Origin of the sequence: Yersinia sp. 2541 StPb PI (assembly GCF_052217145.1) — a bacterium.
GTDB lineage: Bacteria > Pseudomonadota > Gammaproteobacteria > Enterobacterales > Enterobacteriaceae > Yersinia > Yersinia enterocolitica_E.
Map to the genome: position 1 here is coordinate 1,172,002 of NZ_JAZGQB010000001.1, position 22,292 is coordinate 1,194,293.

Here is a 22,292-nt window from a genome sequence, read left to right on the forward strand (position 1 = left end):
ACTCGAATTATTTAGGGTATATTATGGTCAAAGATAAGCTACGCTCGCCGTTTTTACTGCAAATAACAATAAAAGCAGGTCTGATGATGATTCTGACGATAATGGACAAGCCGCATTAATTAAAAGCACTTAGCTCAAAGCCAGGTGCTTTTTTTTTATCTCAATCAAGAGACATTGTTCCTGGTACATACCCAATAGACTTCAAGTTGTGGGCAGGCGGCAAACGAGATACAAATCGGTCGGGAACCGATTTGAACAGCATTTCTGCTAGCCCGCAGGGTGAGCCTCAAGGATGAGGCTCATTAATCCCAATGAGCTGACATCAGTCAGTGATTCGGGTTATTGAGTGCAATCAACACACCTGCAACTTAAAATATGACGGGTAATTGGGGCACAAGCATTGTAATCCTCACGCAGTCAGTTAGCATCACCACAGAATGATAGGTAATGAGATGATTTCGTTGAAAAGATGGCGTTTATTCCCCCGTTCTTTACGTCAATTGGTGCTCATGGCATTTCTGTTGGTGCTGTTACCTTTATTGGTGCTTGCATATCAGGCTTATCAAAGCCTTGACCATCTAAGCACGCAGGCGGCCGACATTAATCGTACTACGCTGGCAGATGCGCGGCGCAGTGAGGCGATGACCAGTGTGGCGCTCGAAATGGAGCGTAGTTATCGCCAGTACTGTGTATTAGATGATGCAACACTGGCAAAGTTATATCAGCACCAACGTAAACAGTACGCTCAAATGCTTGATGCGCACGCCTCTATCCTGCCAGATGCCCGTTACTATCAGACTCTGAGCAGTTTACTGACACAACTTTCTGATATTAAATGTAAAAATAGTGGCCCGGAACAAAATGCGTCAACGCTATTAGAGCAGTTCTCCCGCTCCAATGCCGAAATGGTACAGGCAACGCGCGATGTGATTTTCTCCCGCGGTCAGCAATTACAAAAAGATATTGCCGAACGTGGGCAATTCTTTGGTTGGCAATCCCTGTTGCTGTTTTTGGTCAGTGTGCTGTTAGTGGTGTTATTCACCCGGATGATAATCGGGCCGGTTAAAGGCATTGAGCGGATGATTAATCGCTTAGGTGAAGGGCGACCATTAGGTAATACGGCGCTATTTAAAGGGCCACGCGAGTTACGCTCACTGGCACAGCGTATTATTTGGCTCAGCGAGCGCTTAGCGTGGTTAGAGTCACAGCGCCACGAGTTTTTGCGCCATATCTCTCATGAATTGAAAACACCACTCGCCAGTATGCGCGAAGGGACCGAATTGTTAGCGGATGAGGTTGCCGGGCCATTGACGCAAGATCAAAAAGAAGTTGTGGCAATCCTTGATAACAGCAGTCGTCATTTGCAATTATTGATTGAGCAATTATTAGACTATAACCGTAAACTGGCAGACGGCCCCGGTGAACATGAGAATGTTGAACTGGCGGAAATGGTTGAGGATGTTATCTCAGCCCATAGTTTACCCGCACGGGCCAAGACTCTACATACTGAGACGGATCTGCAAGCGGACATTTGTTGGGCAGATCCGACATTATTAATGCGGGTATTGGATAATCTCTACTCCAATGCGGTGCACTATGGCGAGGAATCCGGTACCATTTGGATTCGCAGCCGTCGGGTAGATAACCGCGTACAAATTGATATTGCCAATACCGGGGCGCCGATCCCGCGTTCTGAAGAAACCATGATATTTGAGCCTTTTTATCAGGGAAGCCATCAGCGAAAAGGGGCCGTCAAAGGTAGTGGATTGGGGCTGAGTATTGCTCAGGACTGCATCAGACGTATGCAGGGCGACTTGCAACTGGTAGCTGTTGATTACGCTGCGGTTTGCTTTCGTGTTGAATTGCCATTAACCGCCGAGAATGAATGAATAATGTACAAATGGTCTATGAGCAGCATTATTAAAAAGACCGTCTTTTTATCATGTCCGACATCAACTGCGGCAGCTATGCCCGCGGGCAAATCTGGTACGGGTATTTTTTGGCGAGCATTGTTGCTGGCCCCACTCTTACTTACCGGATGTACTGATAATCCCGCCAGTAGCCGTTTTTCACAAGCAGTGCAGTTGGTCATACCGGAAACGAAAATCGTTGATTATCGGACCTTATCCTGCGATGTGCTGTGGGATCTTGATGATAAAGAGACACTGGAAAACTCCCTGTACTGGCTACGGGCAATGGACTGTGCAGAGCGTATGGGGTCTACTCAAGCGCGAGCATTAGCGAAGTCATTGCCGGTAGTGGCATGGCCTTCGGCCTTCAAGCAGGGCATTTTAGTCAGCAGTGCCGAGCCTTCAATGGCGGAACGTCGTCAAGTGGTTGAGCGTTTGAACAGTTATAGCCAAAGCGTCCCTGGCGCTGTGCGCCCACTGATTCAGCTATGGCGTGAGCAACAGGTGCTGCGCATCTCTCTGGCAGAAGAGCGCATTCGCTACCAGCGCTTACAGGACGAATCGGACACCCAGATTGATCGCCTGCGAGAAAGCCAGGTCCGGTTGCAATATAACTTACTGGATACTACCCGTAAGCTGGAAAACCTGACTGATATCGAACGGCAGCTTTCATCACGCAAGCAGTTGCAGAATGAAATTCCAGAAACGGATGTGGATAGCAAACCAGCCATCGTGCCGAAACCGCTAGAAGCTAAACCACAGCCCAAAGTTGAGCCAGCTAAACCGGTTGAAGCCAAACCGACTGAAGCTAAACCGGTTGAAGCCAAACCGACTGAAGCTAAACCGGTTGAAGCCAAACCGACCGAAGCTAAACCGGTTGAAGCCAAACCGACTGAAGCTAAACCGGTTGAAACCAAACCGGCAGAAACCAAGCCGACAGCGCCTCAAGCTGATACTAAAGCGGCCCCACAATCGGTAGAAAAACCGGCTGATACTTATACTCCGCCAGTGGTACCACCAACGGATGTACCACCTGCCACCAATAAGGAATCTCATGACGCCACGCAAACCGGCCAATCTACTGCTGGTTGATGACGACCCCAGCTTACTTAAGTTACTGGGGATGCGTTTAACCAGCGAAGGGTTTAATGTCACCACGGCTGAAAGCGGCCAGGAAGCATTGCGTTTGTTAATGCGTGAAAAGATAGACTTGGTTATCAGTGATTTGCGTATGGATGAAATGGATGGCATGGCGCTGTTCGTCGAAATTCAGAAACATCAGCCAGGTATGCCAGTGATTATCCTGACCGCCCACGGCTCTATCCCTGATGCGGTGGCTGCCACCCAGCAAGGGGTGTTCAGTTTTCTGACCAAACCGGTTGATCGCGATGCTTTGTATAAAGCCATTGATGCAGCTTTAGAGCTTTCTATTCCTGCCGGTGATGATACCTGGCGTGAAGAGATAGTGACCCGCAGCCCGGTTATGTTGCGCCTGCTGGAGCAGGCCAAAATGGTGGCGCAATCTGACGTCAGTGTGCTGATTATCGGGCAAAGTGGAACCGGTAAAGAGGTTCTGGCGCAAGCTATCCATGCTGCCAGCCCTCGGGCGAAAAAAGCCTTTATCGCCATTAACTGTGGTGCATTGCCGGAACAGTTGTTGGAGTCAGAACTGTTTGGTCATGCTAAAGGCGCGTTTACCGGTGCGGTCAGTAGCCGTGAAGGGCTATTTCAAGCCGCAGAAGGCGGCACGCTGTTTTTAGACGAAATTGGCGATATGCCACTGTCTTTACAGGTTAAATTACTGCGAGTGCTGCAAGAACGCAAAGTGCGTCCGCTGGGCAGTAACCGTGATTTAAGTATCGATGTGCGGGTCATTTCAGCCACCCACCGTGATTTGCCTAAAGCCATGGCAAAAAATGAATTCCGCGAAGATCTCTACTATCGTTTGAATGTGGTGAATCTGAAGATCCCGGCACTGCATGAGCGCTCAGAAGATATCCCGCTGCTGGCTAATCATCTATTACGTGAATCAGCTAAGCGGCATAAGCCCTTTGTCCGCAGTTTCTCAACTGATGCTATGAAGCGGTTAATGACCGCCAGTTGGCCGGGTAACGTGCGTCAATTGGTCAACGTGATTGAACAATGTGTGGCACTCACCTCAGCTCCGGTCATTAGTGAAGCATTGATTGAGCAGGCACTGGAAGGGGAAAACACGGCATTACCAACCTTTGTTGAAGCTCGTAATCAGTTCGAATTGAATTATTTGCGTAAGCTGCTACAAATCACCACCGGTAATGTGACCCAGGCGGCCCGGATGGCGGGGCGTAACCGTACCGAGTTTTACAAGTTATTGTCGCGCCATGAGCTGGATGCCAATGATTTTAAAGAATAATTATTGTGAATGCGTGGCAATAGTTATTCCCTGATAAAGCTGAAATAGAGTTTAAATACAAATGAGCAGATCACTTTCCATTGCGTTAGCCCAGTTGAATTGGCTGGTTGGCGATATTGAAGGCAACACTGAACGTATGTTGCAAACCTTAAATGAGCAGCAGAAGGCGGGTGCCTCACTGGTTATGTTCTCCGAGCTGGCTTTGTCCGGTTACCCGCCAGAAGATCTGCTGTATCGTGATGATTTTTATCAACGTTGTGAAGCGCAACTGGATCGTTTGCAGGCGGCAACGCAGCATACGGCGATACTGGTGGGGCATCCGTGGCGCGAAGAGGGCAACTTGTATAACGCATTGTCCCTGTTTGCTGATGGTAAATTGCTAGGGCGCTATTTTAAACAACAATTGCCTAACTACGGTGTGTTCGACGAAAAACGTTATTTCTCTGCCGGTCATGAAAGCTGTGTCGTGGAACTGAATGGCTACCGGTTGGGGCTGCTTATCTGTGAAGATTTATGGTTCGATGGCCCGGTAGATGCCGCTAAAGCTGCCGGTGCAGAGGTGATATTGTCGATCAATGCCTCGCCATATAACCGTGAAAAACCGTATATTCGTAAAACTCTGATGGCAGCACATTGCCAGCGTACCGGGTTGCCATTGGTCTATCTCAACCAGATTGGTGGGCAGGATGAGCTGATTTTTGATGGTTGCTCCAAGGTATTCGATGCGGCGGGTAATATGACGCATCGTTTGGCGGCTTTTGCGGAACAGACTACCTTATTGCAATTGAATGAGTGCAATGTGGTCCCTATGACGGCCCCTGTCGCAGAGTTACCGCCATTAGCGCAAGTGTATGAAGCGCTGGTGTTGGCGGTGCGTGATTACGTGACCAAAAATGGGTTTAATGGCGCGGTACTGGGCTTGTCCGGTGGGATTGACTCGGCGCTGACACTGGCGATTGCAGTTGATGCGCTGGGCAAAGATAAAGTCCAGGCATTGATGATGCCGTTCCGCTACACCGCCGATATCAGTATTGCGGATGCTAAAGAAGAAGCTGAAATTCTCGGTATTGAATTTGATGTGCTGTCCATCGAGCCGATGTTTGATGCTTTTATGGGCCAACTGGCACCGATGTTTGCCGGAACAGGGCGCGATACCACGGAAGAGAATCTACAGGCACGCTGCCGCGGTGTTGTATTGATGGCCTTGTCTAACAAGCGTCGCAGTATTGTATTAACTACCGGTAACAAAAGTGAAATGGCGGTGGGCTATGCCACGCTGTACGGTGATATGGCCGGTGGTTTTGATGTATTGAAAGATGTGCCAAAGACCTTGGTGTTTAAACTGTCGGAATACCGTAATACCGTCTCTTATGTGATTCCACAGCGGGTGATTACTCGTCCACCGTCTGCTGAGCTGGCTCCTGATCAGAAAGATGAGGACAGTCTGCCACCTTATGATATTTTGGACGCTATTCTCGAAGGGTACGTCGAGCAGGATAAGTCGGTGGCTGATTTGGTCGCAGACGGTTTTGATGAAACTATCGTGCGTAAGGTCATTCGCCTGGTAGATATCAATGAATATAAGCGGCGTCAGTCGGCTGTCGGGCCACGTATTACTGCCCGCAATTTTGGTAAAGATAGACGCTATCCGATTACATCAGGCTTTGGCCGCAAGAATTGGTAAAACAGGGATTCACCATGAAAAAAATTGACGCGATTATTAAGCCATTCAAACTGGATGATGTCCGTGAGGCACTGGCTGAAGTTGGTATCACCGGGATGACAGTGACAGAAGTAAAAGGTTTTGGTCGCCAGAAAGGGCATACCGAACTATACCGTGGCGCTGAGTATATGGTGGATTTCCTGCCAAAAGTAAAAATAGAAATTGTGGTTGCTGATGATATTGTCGATACCTGCGTTGAAGCGATTATGCAAACGGCCCAGACAGGTAAAATTGGCGACGGCAAAATCTTTGTATTTGATGTCTCTCGTGTGGTGCGTATCCGCACCGGTGAGCAAGACGAAGAAGCGATTTAAATTTGGCGACTGGTGGAGAGACTGCACCGATGGGCACGCTGCTACGACCCATTCGGCACATTTCCCCACCTATTGACATGATAATAAGCCCGTTTCCACAAGCGGGCTTTTTTACACCTAAATTCGAAGTAATTGACGTTGCAGGTAGGCCGCAAGCGAACACTCCTGCAACTTCAAGTACCAAGGATTTATGCTGGAACAAATAACCCCAGCCAGTAGAACAGGTTCAACACGATACCGGCAAGAATCACCGCCACCACTGGTGCGGCAATCTTCATCACCGGGCGACCAATAGCTTCATTCAGGAAATATAAGGCGGTAGTGATAGTGAAACCGGTATAACCGGCCATCTTGATCGACGCAAAAATTGCCCCGATTAACAGCGCGTATTCCATCAGCAAGTTCATGGCGTTACGGATATTATCAGACGCATTACGTACTGATGGGAAGCGGCCTAACCATTTTCCGATGGAACGCAGCATTAGCACTTCCAGTGATATCACCACCGCGCCGATTATCCCTGCCAGTAAGGGGTTTGGAACCAGATAACCGACCACAAACACGAAAGTGAAACCTGCAACGGCATAAACACCGGTCGCCAGTGCCGTAGTAGCAATCAGCGGCACAAATCCGAGGCCACGCATAAACTCAGCCAGTGATGCCTGATGGATTAATGCCAATGACTCTTCCGGCGTGATACCCGGCGCGTAAGCTTTTGCCAGTGTATAAATTGATACTTCGCTACCACCAAAAATCTTCATACTGGCGACGGCTGAAATTAATCCACCCACTACCGCCAGCATCGGCAAGTTCTTAATAATTCGCTGGGTTCGCTCTTCAAATACCGAGTGTCCGCCACCACCTCCCAGGTGGGTTTTTGCCCGTAAGTCTTGGGCAATGGCAATGCCGATAAGCAGAATCATACCGACAAAAATTTCAATTGATTCAGGGAATAGCCCGGTGAAACGGGTAATCAGCAGACGGGTCAGCAGCACGATAAAGGCGGAAATAACCGCAGTCTTCCAGCCAAATTGGTAGAAAATAGCCACCAACGGGAATAGGGCAAAGGCGGATATCACTGGGCTACTCAACTCCCCCAGAGAACCGATAAAATTCACTGGTAATGAGGTGAGCGCAGTATTAACTGCCGGTAAGCTGGTAAGGGCCAAAATACCCCACGCAGCACCCAGAGCAAATGCCAGATAGCTATTGATTGCCAGCACACCAATGATGTCAGTTGGCAAAAACAGTAACCAGGAGTTAAGTAAGCCGGTCGAGAGGGTAAATGAGATACCGACTGAGGCGATAAAACCCACACTCAGACCAAAAGCAATACTCCCCGCTTCACGGCGGCTCATATTCCCTTCAACCAACTGTGGCAAAATAGGGCGGATACCGTCATGAAACACGGCAACGGAACGGTGAGAAAGCAGCGCGGTCATCCCTGTCAGCAGAGCAACCACAACAATATGAATATAATCCACGGTGGTGTCCCCTTTAGCGCAACTGTGTAATCAGTAGTGGGATTGCATGTTCAATATGTTCGACGGATAAGCCAAATGCCACTTTGCCCTCAGTCACCCACTTCTCTATTTGCTCAGGTTTCGCCTTGATTCCAGGCTTGGCGATAGTGGCACTTTTGTTATAACCAATAATCGCGATAGCCATTGATAATGCCGCTCCAGCACCAGTGTTACAGGCACCGATATAATAGTCCAATTGACCTTCTTTCACTTTGATAGCCGCATCCATGTCCGAGAGAATAAATGTCTCAAAGGTATTAGGTGCCGTCTGCTCAATCATTTCGCGTATTAACTCTCGTTGCAGCCCGGCAATGCCAATCTTCTTCATAATCACTTTCCTTGCGTGGCGAAAAATTTATTAGGATTGTGGCGCAACATCATTTCCACCTGAGCGTGGGAAATCCCTGCGGCCAGTAACATGGGAACAAACGAATCAACTAAGTAACTAAACCCGCTACCGCCATTCGCTTTTAAATGTGAGCGACGGGTGATATCCATCGACAACATGACTCTGTCCAGCAACCCGCGTTCAGCCAACGCCACTAACATCGCGACCCTGCGTTGGTCCGGGAAATAACTATTTTTACCTATGGTGTCGAATTGGACATACACGCCCATCTCGATCATTTGCACAATAAGATCAGTTTGCTCTTTCAGGTCACAATGGCCGATAACGACGCGATCGAGCGCTACACCATGTTGTTTGAGTAGTGCAATTTGCTGCAATCCCATGGTACTGAAACTGGTATGGGTTGAGATGGGCAGGCCAGTTGCATGATGAGTCAATGCTGCAGCATGAAACACTTTCTCCTCATCAGGGGTAATAACCCCTTCGCTGGTCCCTATCTCGGCAATGACGCCCGCTTTTAGTGCCGTGCCATCAATACCTGTCTCGATCTCATCAATCATGGTTTGTGCCAATTGCTGTGCGCTACTTTCACGCACCCTCGGCGGGTAAAAACTGTCAGTGTAGTAACCGGTTGATGCGATGATATTTATGCCACTGTCACGCATCAGATTCAATAAAAACTGAGGGTTACGGCCCATGTATCGGTTGGTCACTTCGATGATGTTCAGTACCCCTTTACTCACCAGTTCACGCATTTCGTCACAAATCGGCTGATATTGATCGAGGCGACAGTCCAGATTATTTTTAAATCCAGACAAATCAATGTGGAGATGCTCGTGTGCGTAGGTGTATCCGTTAGGATTGATCATCGGGTAGGCTCCGAAGAGGGTTTGTATAGGGGCGAAATTTCATCCAGATATCGGCAGTTTTTTATTACTGAATGCGTAATTTCATTAGTAGTGCTTACGATATCGACAACTAATATATCGGCAGTTTTATCAATCAGTACAGTAACAATATTGTTTATCGGCCATATCATTCAATAAGACCATCATTAGAACCTATTACCAGGGCTAAAGCATTGGCTTCTTGTTTTACCTGAGTTGATTACCCTGACTGTCGTAACAGCCCAGTAGCCGGGGTTTTCCGCTCTGAATTCCATCCATCAATACCACGTCACTGCGGGTAACAAATATCTGAGTGCGGAAACTCATGATAATTGGGCTACCAATTGGGAATTTACCGGCCAAACGCAGGCAGTAATCGATACTGCTATCTTCAATCGGAGATACCGCGCGTTGGCTGAACTGATTGTCATGCCAAATTAATGCGTTTTGCAAATGGCCACGGCGATAATAACCGCCGCCAAAAAAATAGCTGCTATCAGCTACATGGTGTGAGATTTCAGACAGATAAAGCATAGAAATCTGTTCTGGTTGGTCAGCATGCTGATTGGCGGGGATAGTGCCGGTGAGGGCATGCCCGGGTTCACTGTGTGTCACGCCTAATTGAGCCAATTGGGGCAGGGTAGTGCAACTGGTGGCTGACGGAGCATTGATCTGTTGAATGTTAACGCCTTGTGCCAACAGGATATCGCGGGCCGCCAGCAAGGTATGCATATTAGCGGTCGGCAAGGTCTGGCGCGAGTGGGGGTCATACAGCATGCAAGGGAAGTGTGTTATCCCGACCAGGCGCACGGCTGGCATTTCATTGATGGCAGCAATAGTTACGGGTAAATTTTCTAAGGCGAAACCGGCTTCCTGCCCGGCATACAGTACGTCTCCGGGCTGAGATACTTTCAGCATCAGCGGTTGGATAGTATGTTGGCGGTACGCGGCTTGAGAGATCTCCAGTGCCTTCTCCAACGAGAAAACAGTAATGACCTCTGGCCGCTGGCGCACTATCTCCTCGACCATTGCTGAGGGCGGCTGTACTAAATGACCTACATGAGCGACAGGAATAGCATGGCGGTATAGTTGCCGCGCCTCCTTAAAATCAACCGCGACCATTCCCTGAAAACCACATGCCAGCAGACGGCGGCATAGTTCAGGGTTACGCCCAAACTGTTTACTCATCAGATACAGTTTTATCTGGTACCGACTGGCGGTTTCAACCAGTAGACGGGCATTGGCCTCAGTTTGTTCGACGTCAATAACATAGCTGTCTGGATAAATTTCCCCCTGTTGCCAATATGAGATAGCGGCATCGATTAATTTAGTATTTTGTTTTAAAAGGGTTTTTAAAAACATTTGATGTCCTAAGGGCGCCCGAGGCAGAATTATTTTGCTAAATTATTATTATTTTGAATATTTAGTGAAAAAAGACCCTGATGTTGTTTGTTTAACGACACATCCGCGAAGCTCATTTCAGCGCAGCGGAGGTATGTCACTAGAAAGGTATAGACCGTAAAGGTTCGCGAGTAAATATCCTATTTCGTTTTCTGTCGGTTTTAGTGAAAAATAGGCCAATAAATCCTGATTGATCTCACGGATATAGTAAATTTCTTCACTTTGGGTAATTTCCGCTAATATCGCCGGATCCAGGGCATGGATCTCTTCGCCCCGGCGGGTGCGCATTAATGCATTCGCCATATGGGTAATGGCCATCATGCCCTGCTCACCCCTAACCGGTAGTTGCCAAAAATTCTCTAAGCGGTTGATAACTTGGTCTAAACCTTGACCAATGTCGGTATCGATAACCCCTGATTGACACAGAATATTAAGACGCGCATCAATACAAATTTCCAAAGAGTTGACCTCCTGAAAATGGCTTAGTTTGCAGCCAGGCAAATAATATTAATAGCGAGGCTCTATCTCGCCATTTTGTACTGCCCGCTGATGGTTAAGCAACAATGCCTCATTGATGCCTTTTTCCAGTAATAATTTGATCGGATGGTTATCTGGCCGGATGAGGATCACCGCCTGCGAAGCCTGAATATATCGCTCATCACCTTGTAATTTGATCGCCTGCAAGTGTTCATGAGGAATATCTTCGGCCAGATTCCAGATAGCAGCATCAATATCACCACGGTTAATATGTGCGATACAGTCACTATAAGGTAATTCAATCCGCTCAATGGGTTGGCCAGCAAATTTAATGTCAGTCAGCAAACATTGGTCGGGTGAGCGCGGGTCCAATCCCACCCGCCGAATTTTGTGCTGCTCACCAGGGCGGCAAATAAGCTGGTGGCCGTCCACGTAAGAGCCATTACCCAGATTTAATGCCAGTGACACTTTCCCTTCGTTCAGATAACTTTTCGCTGCCAGATGCGACACGACGGCCATATCGTAGACACCATCTATCAGGCATTCGATACGTACTTCGGCCCCGCGCATATGGGCAAAATAGAGCGGAAGTAGGGTGAATTGTTCTCTTAAGCCGCTGGCCAAGCCTTCATAAAGCTTGGTATAGGGCAGTGGCATGGCGCATACCATATTGCCTAAATCAGCCTGTTGCAGTAACTGCGGCATATTCAGGTCAATAAGCAAGGTACCATTACGGCCTCGACGCTCAACGATGATCGCCCCATCAGCTTCCAGTACTTTTAATGCGTGCTGAACTACACCGACTGAGATACCGAAATCTTCTGATAATTCATCGATGGTTTTAAGTCGATTACCGGGGCGCTCACCAATTAAATAGCGCGCCATGGATACCAATGCCAACCCTTCTTTTTTTATGAATTTCTTACTCATGGTAGGTCAATTCAGCCTTATTTCACTCAGCAATAAAATCTATTACCGAGTAATAAATAGTAAGGGGATAATTGTAGCCACACTATTAATTTTAGTTGTATGGATAGCTAGACATTCATCCGAATGTCTCATCGTGGCAATATTAAGGTAGGATATATGAGATCTGTATCACGTTCTACCAAATTTAAACGTAATAACCAGATGGTTTTTTTAGAACAGAAATAGAGGAGAGGCTGAGCAGCCTCTCGATGATAAATTCAATAGTTAGATGACTTTATGTGGGCCGAAACATTCATAATGTATATGCGCGGATGCTACCCCTTGCGCCAATAACTGGCTGCCAGCATATTGCATAAATGCCAGCGGGCCACAGAAATAATAATGTCTATTGGGATCGGCCGCCAGCCACTGATGTGAACTGAGATCCATCAGCCCTTGGCTGTGATAATCATCACCGGCACGGTCCTGAGCGGTGGGTTCGCGGTACCACACGTGGCGGCTAAGATTCGGCATATTCTGTGCAAGGGTCGCGACTTCATCGGCAAACGCGTGTACCCGGCCATTTTCAGCGGCATGTAGCCAATGTATCGGCGCTGCATGTTGGTTATCATGAAGGGTATTGAGCATACTTAACATTGGCGTCTGGCCGACACCGGCAGAAATCAATGCAACAGGCGTTTCTGGTGAGATATCGAGAAAGAAATCGCCACGAGGGGGAGCGATACGTACACTATCTCCTTCGTGCAGTTGCTGGTGTAAATAGTTAGAAACTGTGCCTTGTTCTTCGCGTTTCACCGCAATACGGTAAGTCTTGCCATTGGGTGCCGCAGTGAGTGAGTATTGGCGGATTTCCTGATATTCAAGTTGTTCATCTTCAATATAAATCCCCAGATATTGCCCCGGTTTGAAATCCAATACCCGGCCACCGTCTTCCGGCGCTAACACAAAGCTGCAAATCACCTCACTCTGCATCTCTTTTTTAATGATACGAAAACGGCGTAAGGTCCGCCAGCCACCGGTGCTGGCCTCTCCCTGCTGATAAATCTGACTTTCTCGCTGAATAAAAACATCTGCCAACACACCATAGGCCTTACCCCAGGCATCTAACACTTCTTGGCCGGGGGATAACATCTCATCCAGAGTGCTGATCAGATGATGGCCGACAATGGCATAGTGCTCAGGTTGAATATTCAGGCTGGTATGTTTCTGAGCAATACGCTCAACAGCGGGCAGTAGTGCAGCCAAATTATCGATATTGGCTGCATAGGCGCAAATCGCATTAAACAGAGCTTCACGCTGATCGCCATTAAACTGATTACTCATATTGAAAATGTGCTTCAGCTCAGGGTTGTGCTCAAACATGCGATCATAAAAATGTGCAGTGAGTTTGGGGCCGGTGGCTGCAAGTAACGGAATGGTGGACTGAACGGTAGCGATGGTTTGGTTATCTAGCATGGTGTGCTCCTTATTCCCGTGGTACTCGGCGTCACAGCGGTTTTGTTACTCGGCCCATCTACGAGCCTCGCTGTCACGCTAATTACTTTGGGTATTATAGTGTGTAAATCAATACATGTATTTTAAATGCATCTTATAGATTGCACCCTAATTTGTAAATGCAGATTCCACTTATAAGGGATTACCTTGACGTGTCAGCTCACAGAATGTGAAAAAATCACATGATGAATATGAGGATAATTCCGTTGCACTGGATGAAGTCTGAACAGGTCAAAGCCTTACGCAGTCTGAAGCCAATCGTTTGCGTAAAAACCTCTGTCAAGACCTATCTTACCGGGGGGGAAACAGTTTACACTGTGGGCTAGAACCCAAACGGGTAGCCCACTAGGTATAACTTGTTAGCTAAGTCAGGAGAGCCGGATGTTAAAGCGTGAAATGAACATTGCCGATTATGATGCAGATTTATGGCGTGCAATGGAGCAAGAAGTGGTGCGCCAGGAAGAGCACATTGAGCTGATTGCCTCTGAGAACTACACCAGCCCGCGTGTTATGCAGGCGCAAGGTTCTCAGTTGACGAATAAATATGCTGAAGGTTATCCAGGCAAACGTTACTACGGTGGCTGTGAGTATGTTGACGTTGTTGAGCAACTGGCCATTGACCGTGCTAAGGCGTTGTTCGGTGCCGATTACGCTAACGTTCAGCCACATTCCGGTTCTCAGGCAAACGTCTCTGTTTACTCTGCATTGCTGCAACCCGGTGATACTGTATTGGGGATGAACCTGGCCCATGGCGGCCACCTGACCCACGGCTCACCGGTTAACTTCTCCGGTAAACTGTACAATATCGTACCTTACGGTATCGATGAATCTGGTCAGATTGATTATGAAGATCTGGCGCGTCAGGCCGAAATTCATAAACCAAAAATGATTATCGGTGGCTTCTCCGCTTATTCCGGTATCGTTGATTGGGCAAAAATGCGTGAAATCGCTGATAGCATCGACGCATGGTTCTTTGTCGATATGGCTCACGTAGCAGGTCTGGTTGCTGCTGGCGTTTATCCTAACCCAGTTCCACATGCACATGTCGTTACCACGACCACGCACAAAACATTGGCTGGCCCACGTGGCGGTCTGATCTTGGCGAAAGGCGGTGATGAAGATCTGTACAAGAAACTGAACTCTTCTGTTTTCCCTGGTAACCAGGGTGGCCCATTGATGCATGTTATTGCCGGTAAAGCGGTAGCATTGAAAGAAGCCATGGAGCCTGAGTTCAAAATTTACCAGCAACAAGTAGTTAACAATGCCAAAGCGATGGTGTCAGTGTTCCAGGAGCGCGGCTATAAAGTGGTTTCTGGTGGTACTGAGAACCACCTGTTCCTGTTGGATCTGGTGGATAAAGATATCACCGGTAAAGACGCCGATGCCGCTTTGGGCCGTGCGAATATTACCGTGAACAAAAACAGCGTACCTAATGATCCAAGAAGTCCGTTTGTGACTTCAGGCGTGCGTATCGGTAGCCCAGCGATTACCCGCCGTGGCTTCAAAGAAGCGGAATCTCGCGAACTGGCTGGCTGGATGTGTGATGTGTTGGATAACATCAACGATGAAGCAACCATTGAGCGCGTGAAACAGAAAGTACTGGCTATCTGCGCCCGCTTACCGGTTTACGCATAATATTGCTGGATATCGTTAAGCTGTAATGAAAACCCGCGAATGCGGGTTTTTTTATATCTGATATTGATATCTGTAGCGTGAATGTAACGATGCGATAGCGGCCGCGCAATCTGTTGTTACTTTGTAAATTACCCTATTTAAATGTGAAGCTCATCTCAAACTGTATGTTTGCATAATTACAACGTTGCCAGCGGAAGAGGCCTCTGTCACAGTATCGGGCTGAGCCTGGAGGGATTCATGGTATTGCAATCAACACGTTGGCTGTCGCTCAGCTATTTCACCTATTTTTTTTCTTATGGCATTTTCCTGCCTTTTTGGGGCATCTGGTTACAAGGGGAAGGCATTCCACCGGAAACCATTGGTATCTTGCTGGGTGCCGGTTTAATCTCCCGTTTCCTTGGCAGTCTGATCATTGCCCCCAGCGTCAAAGATCCTTCTCATCTGGTGACAGCAATCCGAATTTTGGCACTACTGACATTGGCCTTTGCGGTGGGTTTTTGGTTTGGTAATGGTTGGGCCTGGTTGATGGTGGTTATTGCGGGTTTTAACCTGTTTTTTGGCCCACTAGTGCCACTGACCGATGCGTTGGCAGCCACCTGGCAGAAACAGATAACCATGGATTACGGCAAGGTCCGGCTGTGGGGGTCACTGGCTTTTGTTATCGGTTCGGCATTGACCGGTAAGCTGGTCTCTGTTTGGGGCCACACGGCTATTCTCTATAGCCTGACTTTCGGTATCGCCGCCATGTTACTCGGGGCGTTCCTCAAACCCAGTATTATGCCGCAGGGTGAGATTAAACATCGTAATGTTGTCGCCACCCACTGGAAAGTATTACTGTCTGAGCCACAGGTCTGGCGTTTTTTACTCTGCGTGACCCTATTACAAGGTGCGCATGCCGGTTATTACAGTTTTAGCTCTATTTACTGGCAAGATGCTGGTTATTCCGCCGCCACCATTGGTTATTTATGGTCGTTGGGCGTGGTCGCTGAGATTCTGGTGTTCGCATTTAGCAATGTACTATTTCGCCGCTGGACTGCCCGCAGCTTATTACTGCTTTCGGCGATCACCGGGATAGTGCGCTGGAGCTTAATGGCATCAACCACCGAATTGCCGTGGTTGATCTTGATTCAGATTTTACATTGTGGCTCGTTTACTGTCTGCCACTTGGCAGCCATGCGTTTTATTGCCGCGCGACGTGGGCCGGATGTGATCCGTTTACAGTCAGTTTATTCTGCACTGGCGATGGGCGGTGGAATTGCGGTCATGACGGTGATCTCCGGTTTCCTGTTTGAGCATTATCAGGGAGGGGTGTTCTGGGTTATGGCATTGATTGTGATCCCGGCACTGTTTATTCGCCCTCGGGTAGTGCCGAGTCAGCCAGAGTCTGCCAGTTAAGGCAGCTCCAACACACTGCGTAACTGCTTGTTTTGTTGCTCAGTGAGCGGTAGTAGTACCTGAATCAGCGGGGGCGTTGATTCAGGTTGCCGTACGGCATACGGTGTGAGCACCACAGTAGTACCGGGCGGGGCACCCGATTGCAGATAAACGTCGTGGGGCAAATATTTAATATGTAATGGCAGTAAGGTTAACTCACGTACCTGCTGTTCCACTTGCTCTTCCAATTCTGGGTTATTCCGCGTCAGCAGTAAAATCTGCTTTTCCTGTAATGCATTTTCCTGCATCAGCCAGGCACCAAAGCTAATGGCAATCAGACCGACTTCGTCGACAGAAAATTGAATCTGATATTCCTGTTCAAAAGTAGCCAGCGCCTGTCGCGTGGTTCGTAACAGCCGCGGGTATTTTTGGATAACTTCTTCCAACAAAGAATTATCAATCCCGATATTGAAATAACAGCGCTCAATTGCGGGAGCGAGATGGGCAAAAAGTTGGCTGATAAGTGCTTCATTGCTACTGAGTGTCATCCCCGAAAGTTGCTGAAAATGCGTGATCAATTGGTGAATGGCGTTGATTAGACGGGCATCTTCCGCTGATTGAGTGCTGTGATAGCTGTGTGCTTTAATCATCGTTAGCATCAGAATCAGCATATCCCGTTCAACTCTATTCAGCGCATGACCTAATAACGGATTAAATGAATCAAACAAGCTGTCAGCCGCCGCCAGTGCGGGTTTGCATTCTAACCACTGTTGCTGAGTGGGTGATAATTCCGGCAACACCTGCTGTCGATTTTCCCAAGCACAATAAGCCAAATACAGTTGTAAAAACTGACGGTCTTTTTCATTTAACTGTCGACTGAGATGGGGTTCACATTGGCTGATTATCTGTGGCAGATGCTGCGATAGCACCGTGTTATCCCATGACAAAGCCTGATACAGGTGGGGAGCAAACTGGTTCTCAACGAAATGCGGGCAATAGCGTAACCCACGCCGTAGCCAATGAATTAGGCACAGCCTTTTATCAAGATGGCTACCGTGAATCAGACAACTATCGTCACTATCGGCGCTAAGCTGCAAATGGTAGAAACGCTGGATTTCATTAGCAACCTCGGTTATATCTTGCCGGGTAGTCGCTAGCCCGACGCCATTGAATTGGCTGATGGTGTCCAGTTGTACTTTGTGTGCAGGCATGAATAGCATCAGCACCATATGGCAGCGTCGTTGTTGACCGGATAGCGGTTGATCGGATAACTGGGGCACAGAGGGAGTGTCCAAGCTCATATAACCTTCCGTGATGAATGTGTTGTTGTTTATCAGGCTTAAGCATAGCAAAAGAGATTCTATTCGGTTTAGTGGGGCTCTGGGCTTTTACATCGACTTATAACTTACATCACAGTTTTCCCCGCAGTGCTTGAGCTATAGGGTCGTTAGCTGACTGCCTGCCGGTAACACCAATGACTTTTGGCACATCATAAAATATCTAAGGATTGATTAATGTGTGATATGTTATACTATAACAATATGATGGTTAAACGACTGATAGCTTTGCTGCTGGCGGGGGGGATTTTTGTTTATAGCCAGTTGGCGCAGGCCCATCCGCACAGTTTTATTGATATGGATGCCACTTTCGTTAGCGATAAACAGATGCTGGTGGGGATGAAAATGGTATGGACTATGGATGAAATCACATCTGCCGATCTGTTATATGATGCAGAAAATGCCAAAAGTGACTCTGAAATCTGGAAAAAACTGGCGGCTGAAGTGATGGCTAATGTGCTGGGGCAGCATTATTTCACCGATATTTATCGTGACGGTAAACCGGTGAAATATAAAAACTTACCAACAGAGTATCACTTATCCCGCAAGGGGCATCAGGCAGTTTTAGAGTTTATTTTGCCACTGGCAGAACCCCAACCGTTGGCGGGGAAGCCTTTCATCATCTCCACTTACGACCCGACCTATTTTGTTGACATGACCTATGCGGGCAACAAGGCGGTAAGGTTATCAACTGACATGGAGAAAAGTTGCCAGTTAACCTTATTTACCCCAGATCCCAATGCTTCGTTACAAGCGTATGCATTATCGTTGGATAAAAGTGATTCGCCAGGAGAAGACATGGAACTAGGAAAACAGTTTGCACAGCGGGTTACTGTACAATGTCAGTAGGTATCACGGCAGTTTCACGCCCCCGGCACTGGCTGATAAATTTATGGCCGCTAATACTGTTTTTACTGATCTTAGCCGGTGCAGCCCAGCTGGCATGGCTTTATTGGCCTGAGATGCTTTTCAAAACAGTCGTTTGGCAGAAAAGCATGCATCAGCAGATGGCCCAATTACTGCAACAAGTTAAAGCTAATCCCCATCAGACCGGTTTTACATTGATGATGTTTAGCCTGATTTATGGCGTATTGCATGCAATGGGGCCGGGGCATGGCAAAGTGGTGATTGTCACTTATTTGGCGACCCATCCGGCACAATTAAAAGAGAGTCTGAAGCTAACTTTTGCCGCCTCACTATTGCAAGGTGGTGTGGCTATCTTGTTGGTAACGTTACTGCTGGGTGTTTTACAACTTTCATCACGGTATCTGCATCAAAGCAGTTTCTGGTTGGAGAAGGGCAGTTTTCTGCTGGTTATCGCACTGGGGGTTTTGCTGTGTTTACGGGCCTTAAAGCGTCTTTATCAGCAGATTAAACTACTCAAACCGCAAAAAATCAGCATCCAACGTATACAACCGTTGCCTGCCAACCATGTTCATAGTGACCATTGTGGTTGTGGGCATCGCCATCTCCCTAGTGCTCAAGAGCTACAAGCTGGTGATGACTGGCGCACTCGTCTGGCGATTGTTCTGGCGATGGGGATGCGGCCCTGTTCCGGCGCGATTATGGTGCTGTTATTTGCCAAAGTGATCGGCGTCTACGGGTGGGGGATTTTGTCAGCGATAGCGATGGCAATCGGAACATCCCTGACCATTTCGCTACTGGCGCTGTTTGTCCATTATGCGCGGCGTCTGGCGGTGTACTTAAGCCGTAATCGTGCACCGGTAGCCTGGGGGGCTATTGCGTGGTCTACTCTGGCATTAACCGGCGGGATTATTCTGCTGTTTGCCGGTGTGCTGCTCTATCTTTCTAGTCAGCCGGAGTTTATCGGCGGCATACGGCCCTTTGGCCGCTAAAGTTAACAATGAAAAAAGCCAGTCAGGATTAGCCGACTGGCTTTTTTTATATGGCTGGATGCGTATATACCCTATAGATTTCAAGGTGTAGGAAGGCGGCAAACAAGAGAACCCCGATGAGCTTACTCGAGTAAGTGATTCGGGTGAACGAGAGCAGCCAACACACCTGCAATTTGAAAGATGACGGGTATATGATATTAACGTTTCAATGCATCACTAATCTCATCGCTCATCGCTTGAACGATAGATTTAACAATACGTGGATTACCGGCTACGATATTGCCAGAACTGAAATGGTTATGACCGCCAGCAAAGTCAGTCACGATACCGCCAGACTCACGTACCAACAGTTCGCCACCAGCAAAATCCCATGGCTTCAGACCAATCTCAAAGAAACCGTCAACACGGCCAGCGGCCACATAAGCCAGATCCAGCGCCGCTGAACCGGTGCGACGAAAATCTGCACACTGTTCAAACAGTTTACCCACCACGCGCAGATAAGCTGGCGCATGTTGTTTTACTTTGAATGGGAAGCCGGTCGCCAGAATAGTGCCGTCTAAATCTTTAGCATTGGTGCCGCGCAGACGATAACCGTTTAATTGCGCGCCCTGACCACGGGTAGCTGTAAACAATTCGTTACGCATTGGGTCATAAACGACTGCCACTTCGGTACGGCCTTTGATGCGTACAGCGATAGAAACAGCGAAATGAGGGAGGCGTTTGATGAAGTTGGTAGTGCCATCCAGTGGATCAATAACCCATTGTACATCATCGTCTTCACCAACCAACTCACCGCACTCTTCACCAATAATGGTGTGTTTTGGGTAAGATTTACGGATGACCTCGACAATCAGGCGCTCTGCATCACGGTCTACATTAGTAACAAAGTCGTTAGTCCCTTTCTGGCTCGCTTCGACAGCGTCCGGGGTTTCATAATTTTTGGCAATCAGGTTACCGGCCTTACGCGCAGCGCGTATGGCGATAGTCAGCATCGGATGCATGGGTATCTTCCACTAGGATGTTAAAGAACGAGAAACGGGGCGCAGTATAGCAGGGGTTCTGATAAATGCCTATACCCGTCACCCTTCAAGATGCAGAGGTGTTGGCTGCCCTTATTTGCCCTGGTCACTTAGTTATCTAAGCTCCCAGGGACTCACTCGGTTGCCGCCTGCCTGCAACTCGAAGTAGCTTGGGTATATGTCTGTGTTAAGATATGGCGATTCCCCGTTATCTTCAGAGTTTGTATGCTACACAATATTCGTATCGTTTTGGTCGAAACCTCGCACACCGGCAATATGGGTTCAACAGCCAGAGCCATGAAAACCATGGGATTAACCAACTTGTATCTGGTTAACCCTTTAGTCAAACCCGATTCGCAGGCGATTGCGCTATCTGCCGGCGCCAGTGATGTCATTGGTAATGCTACTATTGTCGATACTTTAGATGAAGCATTGGCTGGGTGTAGTCTGGTTGTCGGTACCAGTGCCCGTTCACGCACCTTGCCTTGGCCAATGTTAGAGCCGCGTGAATGTGGTGTGCGCAGCGCCCACGAAGCAGAACATGCTCCGGTTGCATTGGTATTTGGCCGCGAGCGGGTAGGGCTGACGAATGATGAACTACAGAAATGCCATTATCATGTGGCGATCCCGGCAAACCCCGAATACAGTTCATTAAATTTGGCGATGGCGGTACAAATTTTAGCCTATGAAGTGCGGGTAGCATTCCTTGATCGCCAGCAGGCTGCGGCACCGGTAATAGAAGAAGAGGAAGCTCCTTATCCTTTGGTAGATGATCTGGAGCGCTTTTATCTGCATTTGGAGCAGGTGTTATCCCATACTGGTTTTATCCGACAGGCACATCCAGGCCAGATTATGAGTAAATTGCGCCGTCTGTTTACCCGTGCACGCCCAGAGGCTCAAGAGCTAAATATCTTGCGCGGTATGCTGACATCCATTGAAAAACAGGATAAATACCCACAGCATGATGCGGGTGAAAGTGCGTTAGATAACAAAAAATAAGGTTTTATATCAATTGGTTATTATTAAAATCCTGCCATATTATTCAAAATGGAATAGGTTAATAATACTTGAGTAAATTACTAGGTTAAATAGTTGACTAAAACAGTCAAGAATGTCAGAATTCTGGCTTGTTTTCACCAACAGGTAATTTTAGCTATGAGACTGACATCCAAAGGCCGTTATGCCGTGACCGCCATGCTTGATGTGGCATTACATTCCCAGGACGGGCCAGTTCCTCTGGCAGATATTTCTGAACGCCAAGGGATCTCATTATCCTATTTGGAACAACTGTTTTCACGGTTACGCAAAAATGGCTTAGTTGCCAGCGTTCGTGGTCCAGGTGGCGGTTACCTGCTGGGCAAAGATGCATCAGCAATCGCGGTAGGTGCAGTAATCACCGCCGTAGACGAATCTGTCGATGCTACCCGTTGTCAGGGTAAAGAAGGCTGTCAGGGCGGTGATCGTTGCCTGACTCACACCTTGTGGCGTGATCTGAGTGAGCGCATCAGCAGCTTCCTCAACAATATTACGCTGGCAGAGCTGGTGAATAACCAAGATATCCTAGAGGTTGCGGATCGTCAGAATAACGATACGCGCCGTACGGCTAATGGCCGACCGCAAGAGACGATTAACGTCAATCTGCGCGCATAAGCAGAATCTGCGGAATTTTAC

Annotated in this window: 19 protein-coding genes and 1 pseudogene; 11 read left to right on the forward strand and 9 right to left on the reverse strand. The window is 48.0% G+C overall.

What is annotated here, in order from left to right:
* The first annotated feature begins 452 nt into the window (after positions 1–452).
* The 5 genes from V1953_RS05195 (at position 453) to glnB (ending at position 6,339) form a co-directional block, all read left to right on the forward strand.
* On the forward strand, positions 453–1,889 hold the full coding sequence (locus V1953_RS05195; RefSeq protein WP_193784797.1) for a sensor histidine kinase: 1,437 nt from the start codon (positions 453–455) through the stop codon (positions 1,887–1,889).
* Between the two features lie 78 nt (positions 1,890–1,967).
* Positions 1,968–3,002: a two-component system QseEF-associated lipoprotein QseG gene (qseG, locus tag V1953_RS05200; protein WP_083164130.1), complete on the forward strand. Its 1,035-nt coding sequence runs from the start codon at positions 1,968–1,970 to the stop codon at positions 3,000–3,002.
* Positions 2,965–4,302: a two-component system response regulator GlrR gene (glrR, locus tag V1953_RS05205; protein WP_442850726.1), complete on the forward strand. Its 1,338-nt coding sequence runs from the start codon at positions 2,965–2,967 to the stop codon at positions 4,300–4,302. The genes qseG and glrR overlap by 38 nt, the downstream gene beginning before the upstream one ends.
* Before the next feature lie 61 nt (positions 4,303–4,363).
* Complete coding sequence (locus tag V1953_RS05210) at positions 4,364–5,986, forward strand: NAD+ synthase (RefSeq protein WP_083163152.1); 1,623 nt, start codon at positions 4,364–4,366, stop codon at positions 5,984–5,986.
* 14 nt (positions 5,987–6,000) lie between these two features.
* Positions 6,001–6,339, forward strand: coding sequence for a nitrogen regulatory protein P-II (gene glnB, locus V1953_RS05215; RefSeq protein ID WP_002231018.1), 339 nt, complete (start codon positions 6,001–6,003; stop codon positions 6,337–6,339).
* Positions 6,340–6,527: 188 nt separating this feature from the next.
* On the opposite strand, the gene V1953_RS05220 is transcribed toward glnB, so the two are convergent.
* The 7 genes and pseudogenes from V1953_RS05220 to hmpA form a co-directional block, all read right to left on the reverse strand.
* Positions 6,528–7,823, reverse strand: a complete 1,296-nt coding sequence (locus V1953_RS05220) for a YhfT family protein (protein ID WP_083163153.1) — start codon at positions 7,821–7,823, stop codon at positions 6,528–6,530.
* Positions 7,824–7,836: 13 nt separating this feature from the next.
* Entirely contained in the window at positions 7,837–8,190 is a 354-nt protein-coding gene (locus V1953_RS05225; RefSeq protein WP_083163154.1) for a DUF2620 domain-containing protein, read from the reverse strand.
* A 2-nt stretch (positions 8,191–8,192) separates the two neighbouring features.
* The gene (locus V1953_RS05230; RefSeq protein ID WP_442850727.1) at positions 8,193–9,080 is read right to left on the reverse strand and encodes a phosphotriesterase-related protein; all 888 of its coding nucleotides are present in this window, start codon (positions 9,078–9,080) and stop codon (positions 8,193–8,195) included.
* 225 nt (positions 9,081–9,305) lie between these two features.
* Entirely contained in the window at positions 9,306–10,460 is a 1,155-nt protein-coding gene (locus V1953_RS05235; protein WP_083163156.1) for a YhfX family PLP-dependent enzyme, read from the reverse strand.
* 117 nt (positions 10,461–10,577) lie between these two features.
* Positions 10,578–10,958: a PRD domain-containing protein gene (locus V1953_RS05240; RefSeq protein WP_083163157.1), complete on the reverse strand. Its 381-nt coding sequence runs from the start codon at positions 10,956–10,958 to the stop codon at positions 10,578–10,580.
* Positions 10,959–11,006: 48 nt separating this feature from the next.
* On the reverse strand, positions 11,007–11,906 hold the full coding sequence (yhfZ, locus tag V1953_RS05245; RefSeq protein WP_442850728.1) for a GntR family transcriptional regulator YhfZ: 900 nt from the start codon (positions 11,904–11,906) through the stop codon (positions 11,007–11,009).
* Positions 11,907–12,170: 264 nt separating this feature from the next.
* A pseudogene (gene hmpA, locus V1953_RS05250) lies at positions 12,171–13,370 on the reverse strand (NO-inducible flavohemoprotein); the annotation flags it as partial.
* A 411-nt stretch (positions 13,371–13,781) separates the two neighbouring features.
* On the opposite strand from hmpA, the gene glyA reads away from it, so the two are divergent.
* Positions 13,782–15,035 (forward strand): serine hydroxymethyltransferase, encoded by a 1,254-nt coding sequence (gene glyA, locus V1953_RS05255; protein ID WP_372559680.1) that lies wholly within the window; start codon positions 13,782–13,784, stop codon positions 15,033–15,035.
* A 237-nt stretch (positions 15,036–15,272) separates the two neighbouring features.
* Complete coding sequence (locus V1953_RS05260) at positions 15,273–16,430, forward strand: 3-phenylpropionate MFS transporter (RefSeq protein ID WP_442850729.1); 1,158 nt, start codon at positions 15,273–15,275, stop codon at positions 16,428–16,430.
* Here V1953_RS05260 and csiE read toward each other — a convergent pair.
* The gene (gene csiE / locus V1953_RS05265; RefSeq protein WP_083163167.1) at positions 16,427–17,710 is read right to left on the reverse strand and encodes a stationary phase inducible protein CsiE; all 1,284 of its coding nucleotides are present in this window, start codon (positions 17,708–17,710) and stop codon (positions 16,427–16,429) included. The genes V1953_RS05260 and csiE overlap by 4 nt on opposite strands.
* Before the next feature lie 222 nt (positions 17,711–17,932).
* Between csiE and V1953_RS05270 the strand changes: the two genes are divergently transcribed.
* Both V1953_RS05270 and V1953_RS05275 read left to right on the forward strand, forming a co-directional pair.
* Positions 17,933–18,595: a DUF1007 family protein gene (locus tag V1953_RS05270; protein WP_420073054.1), complete on the forward strand. Its 663-nt coding sequence runs from the start codon at positions 17,933–17,935 to the stop codon at positions 18,593–18,595.
* Complete coding sequence (locus V1953_RS05275) at positions 18,586–19,602, forward strand: nickel/cobalt transporter (RefSeq protein ID WP_442850730.1); 1,017 nt, start codon at positions 18,586–18,588, stop codon at positions 19,600–19,602. The genes V1953_RS05270 and V1953_RS05275 overlap by 10 nt, the downstream gene beginning before the upstream one ends.
* Positions 19,603–19,799: 197 nt before the next feature.
* Here the strand turns inward: V1953_RS05275 and suhB are convergent, their stop codons facing one another.
* Positions 19,800–20,603, reverse strand: coding sequence for an inositol-1-monophosphatase (gene suhB, locus V1953_RS05280; RefSeq protein WP_005192722.1), 804 nt, complete (start codon positions 20,601–20,603; stop codon positions 19,800–19,802).
* Between the two features lie 243 nt (positions 20,604–20,846).
* On the opposite strand from suhB, the gene trmJ reads away from it, so the two are divergent.
* Positions 20,847–21,620, forward strand: a complete 774-nt coding sequence (gene trmJ / locus V1953_RS05285) for a tRNA (cytosine(32)/uridine(32)-2'-O)-methyltransferase TrmJ (RefSeq protein WP_372569471.1) — start codon at positions 20,847–20,849, stop codon at positions 21,618–21,620.
* A gap of 156 nt (positions 21,621–21,776) precedes the next feature.
* A complete protein-coding gene (gene iscR / locus V1953_RS05290) occupies positions 21,777–22,271 on the forward strand; it encodes a Fe-S cluster assembly transcriptional regulator IscR (protein WP_004707916.1) in 495 nt (164 codons plus the stop codon).
* Positions 22,272–22,292: the final 21 nt, after the last annotated feature.

Excerpts from the sequence above, each read along its gene's own strand:
- V1953_RS05230 (WP_442850727.1), bottom strand. The coding sequence starts at position 9,080 with ATGATCAATCCTAACGGATACACCTACGCACACGAGCATCTCCACATT.
- yhfZ (WP_442850728.1), bottom strand. The coding sequence starts at position 11,906 with ATGAGTAAGAAATTCATAAAAAAAGAAGGGTTGGCATTGGTATCCATG.
- glnB (WP_002231018.1), top strand. The coding sequence starts at position 6,001 with ATGAAAAAAATTGACGCGATTATTAAGCCATTCAAACTGGATGATGTC.
- V1953_RS05225 (WP_083163154.1), bottom strand. The coding sequence starts at position 8,190 with ATGAAGAAGATTGGCATTGCCGGGCTGCAACGAGAGTTAATACGCGAA.
- csiE (WP_083163167.1), bottom strand. The coding sequence starts at position 17,710 with ATGAGCTTGGACACTCCCTCTGTGCCCCAGTTATCCGATCAACCGCTA.
- iscR (WP_004707916.1), top strand. The coding sequence starts at position 21,777 with ATGAGACTGACATCCAAAGGCCGTTATGCCGTGACCGCCATGCTTGAT.
- qseG (WP_083164130.1), top strand. The coding sequence starts at position 1,968 with ATGCCCGCGGGCAAATCTGGTACGGGTATTTTTTGGCGAGCATTGTTG.
- suhB (WP_005192722.1), bottom strand. The coding sequence starts at position 20,603 with ATGCATCCGATGCTGACTATCGCCATACGCGCTGCGCGTAAGGCCGGT.
- glrR (WP_442850726.1), top strand. The coding sequence starts at position 2,965 with ATGACGCCACGCAAACCGGCCAATCTACTGCTGGTTGATGACGACCCC.
- V1953_RS05235 (WP_083163156.1), bottom strand. The coding sequence starts at position 10,460 with ATGTTTTTAAAAACCCTTTTAAAACAAAATACTAAATTAATCGATGCC.
- trmJ (WP_372569471.1), top strand. The coding sequence starts at position 20,847 with ATGCTACACAATATTCGTATCGTTTTGGTCGAAACCTCGCACACCGGC.
- V1953_RS05210 (WP_083163152.1), top strand. The coding sequence starts at position 4,364 with ATGAGCAGATCACTTTCCATTGCGTTAGCCCAGTTGAATTGGCTGGTT.
- V1953_RS05195 (WP_193784797.1), top strand. The coding sequence starts at position 453 with ATGATTTCGTTGAAAAGATGGCGTTTATTCCCCCGTTCTTTACGTCAA.
- V1953_RS05260 (WP_442850729.1), top strand. The coding sequence starts at position 15,273 with ATGGTATTGCAATCAACACGTTGGCTGTCGCTCAGCTATTTCACCTAT.
- glyA (WP_372559680.1), top strand. The coding sequence starts at position 13,782 with ATGTTAAAGCGTGAAATGAACATTGCCGATTATGATGCAGATTTATGG.
- V1953_RS05275 (WP_442850730.1), top strand. The coding sequence starts at position 18,586 with ATGTCAGTAGGTATCACGGCAGTTTCACGCCCCCGGCACTGGCTGATA.
- V1953_RS05270 (WP_420073054.1), top strand. The coding sequence starts at position 17,933 with ATGTTATACTATAACAATATGATGGTTAAACGACTGATAGCTTTGCTG.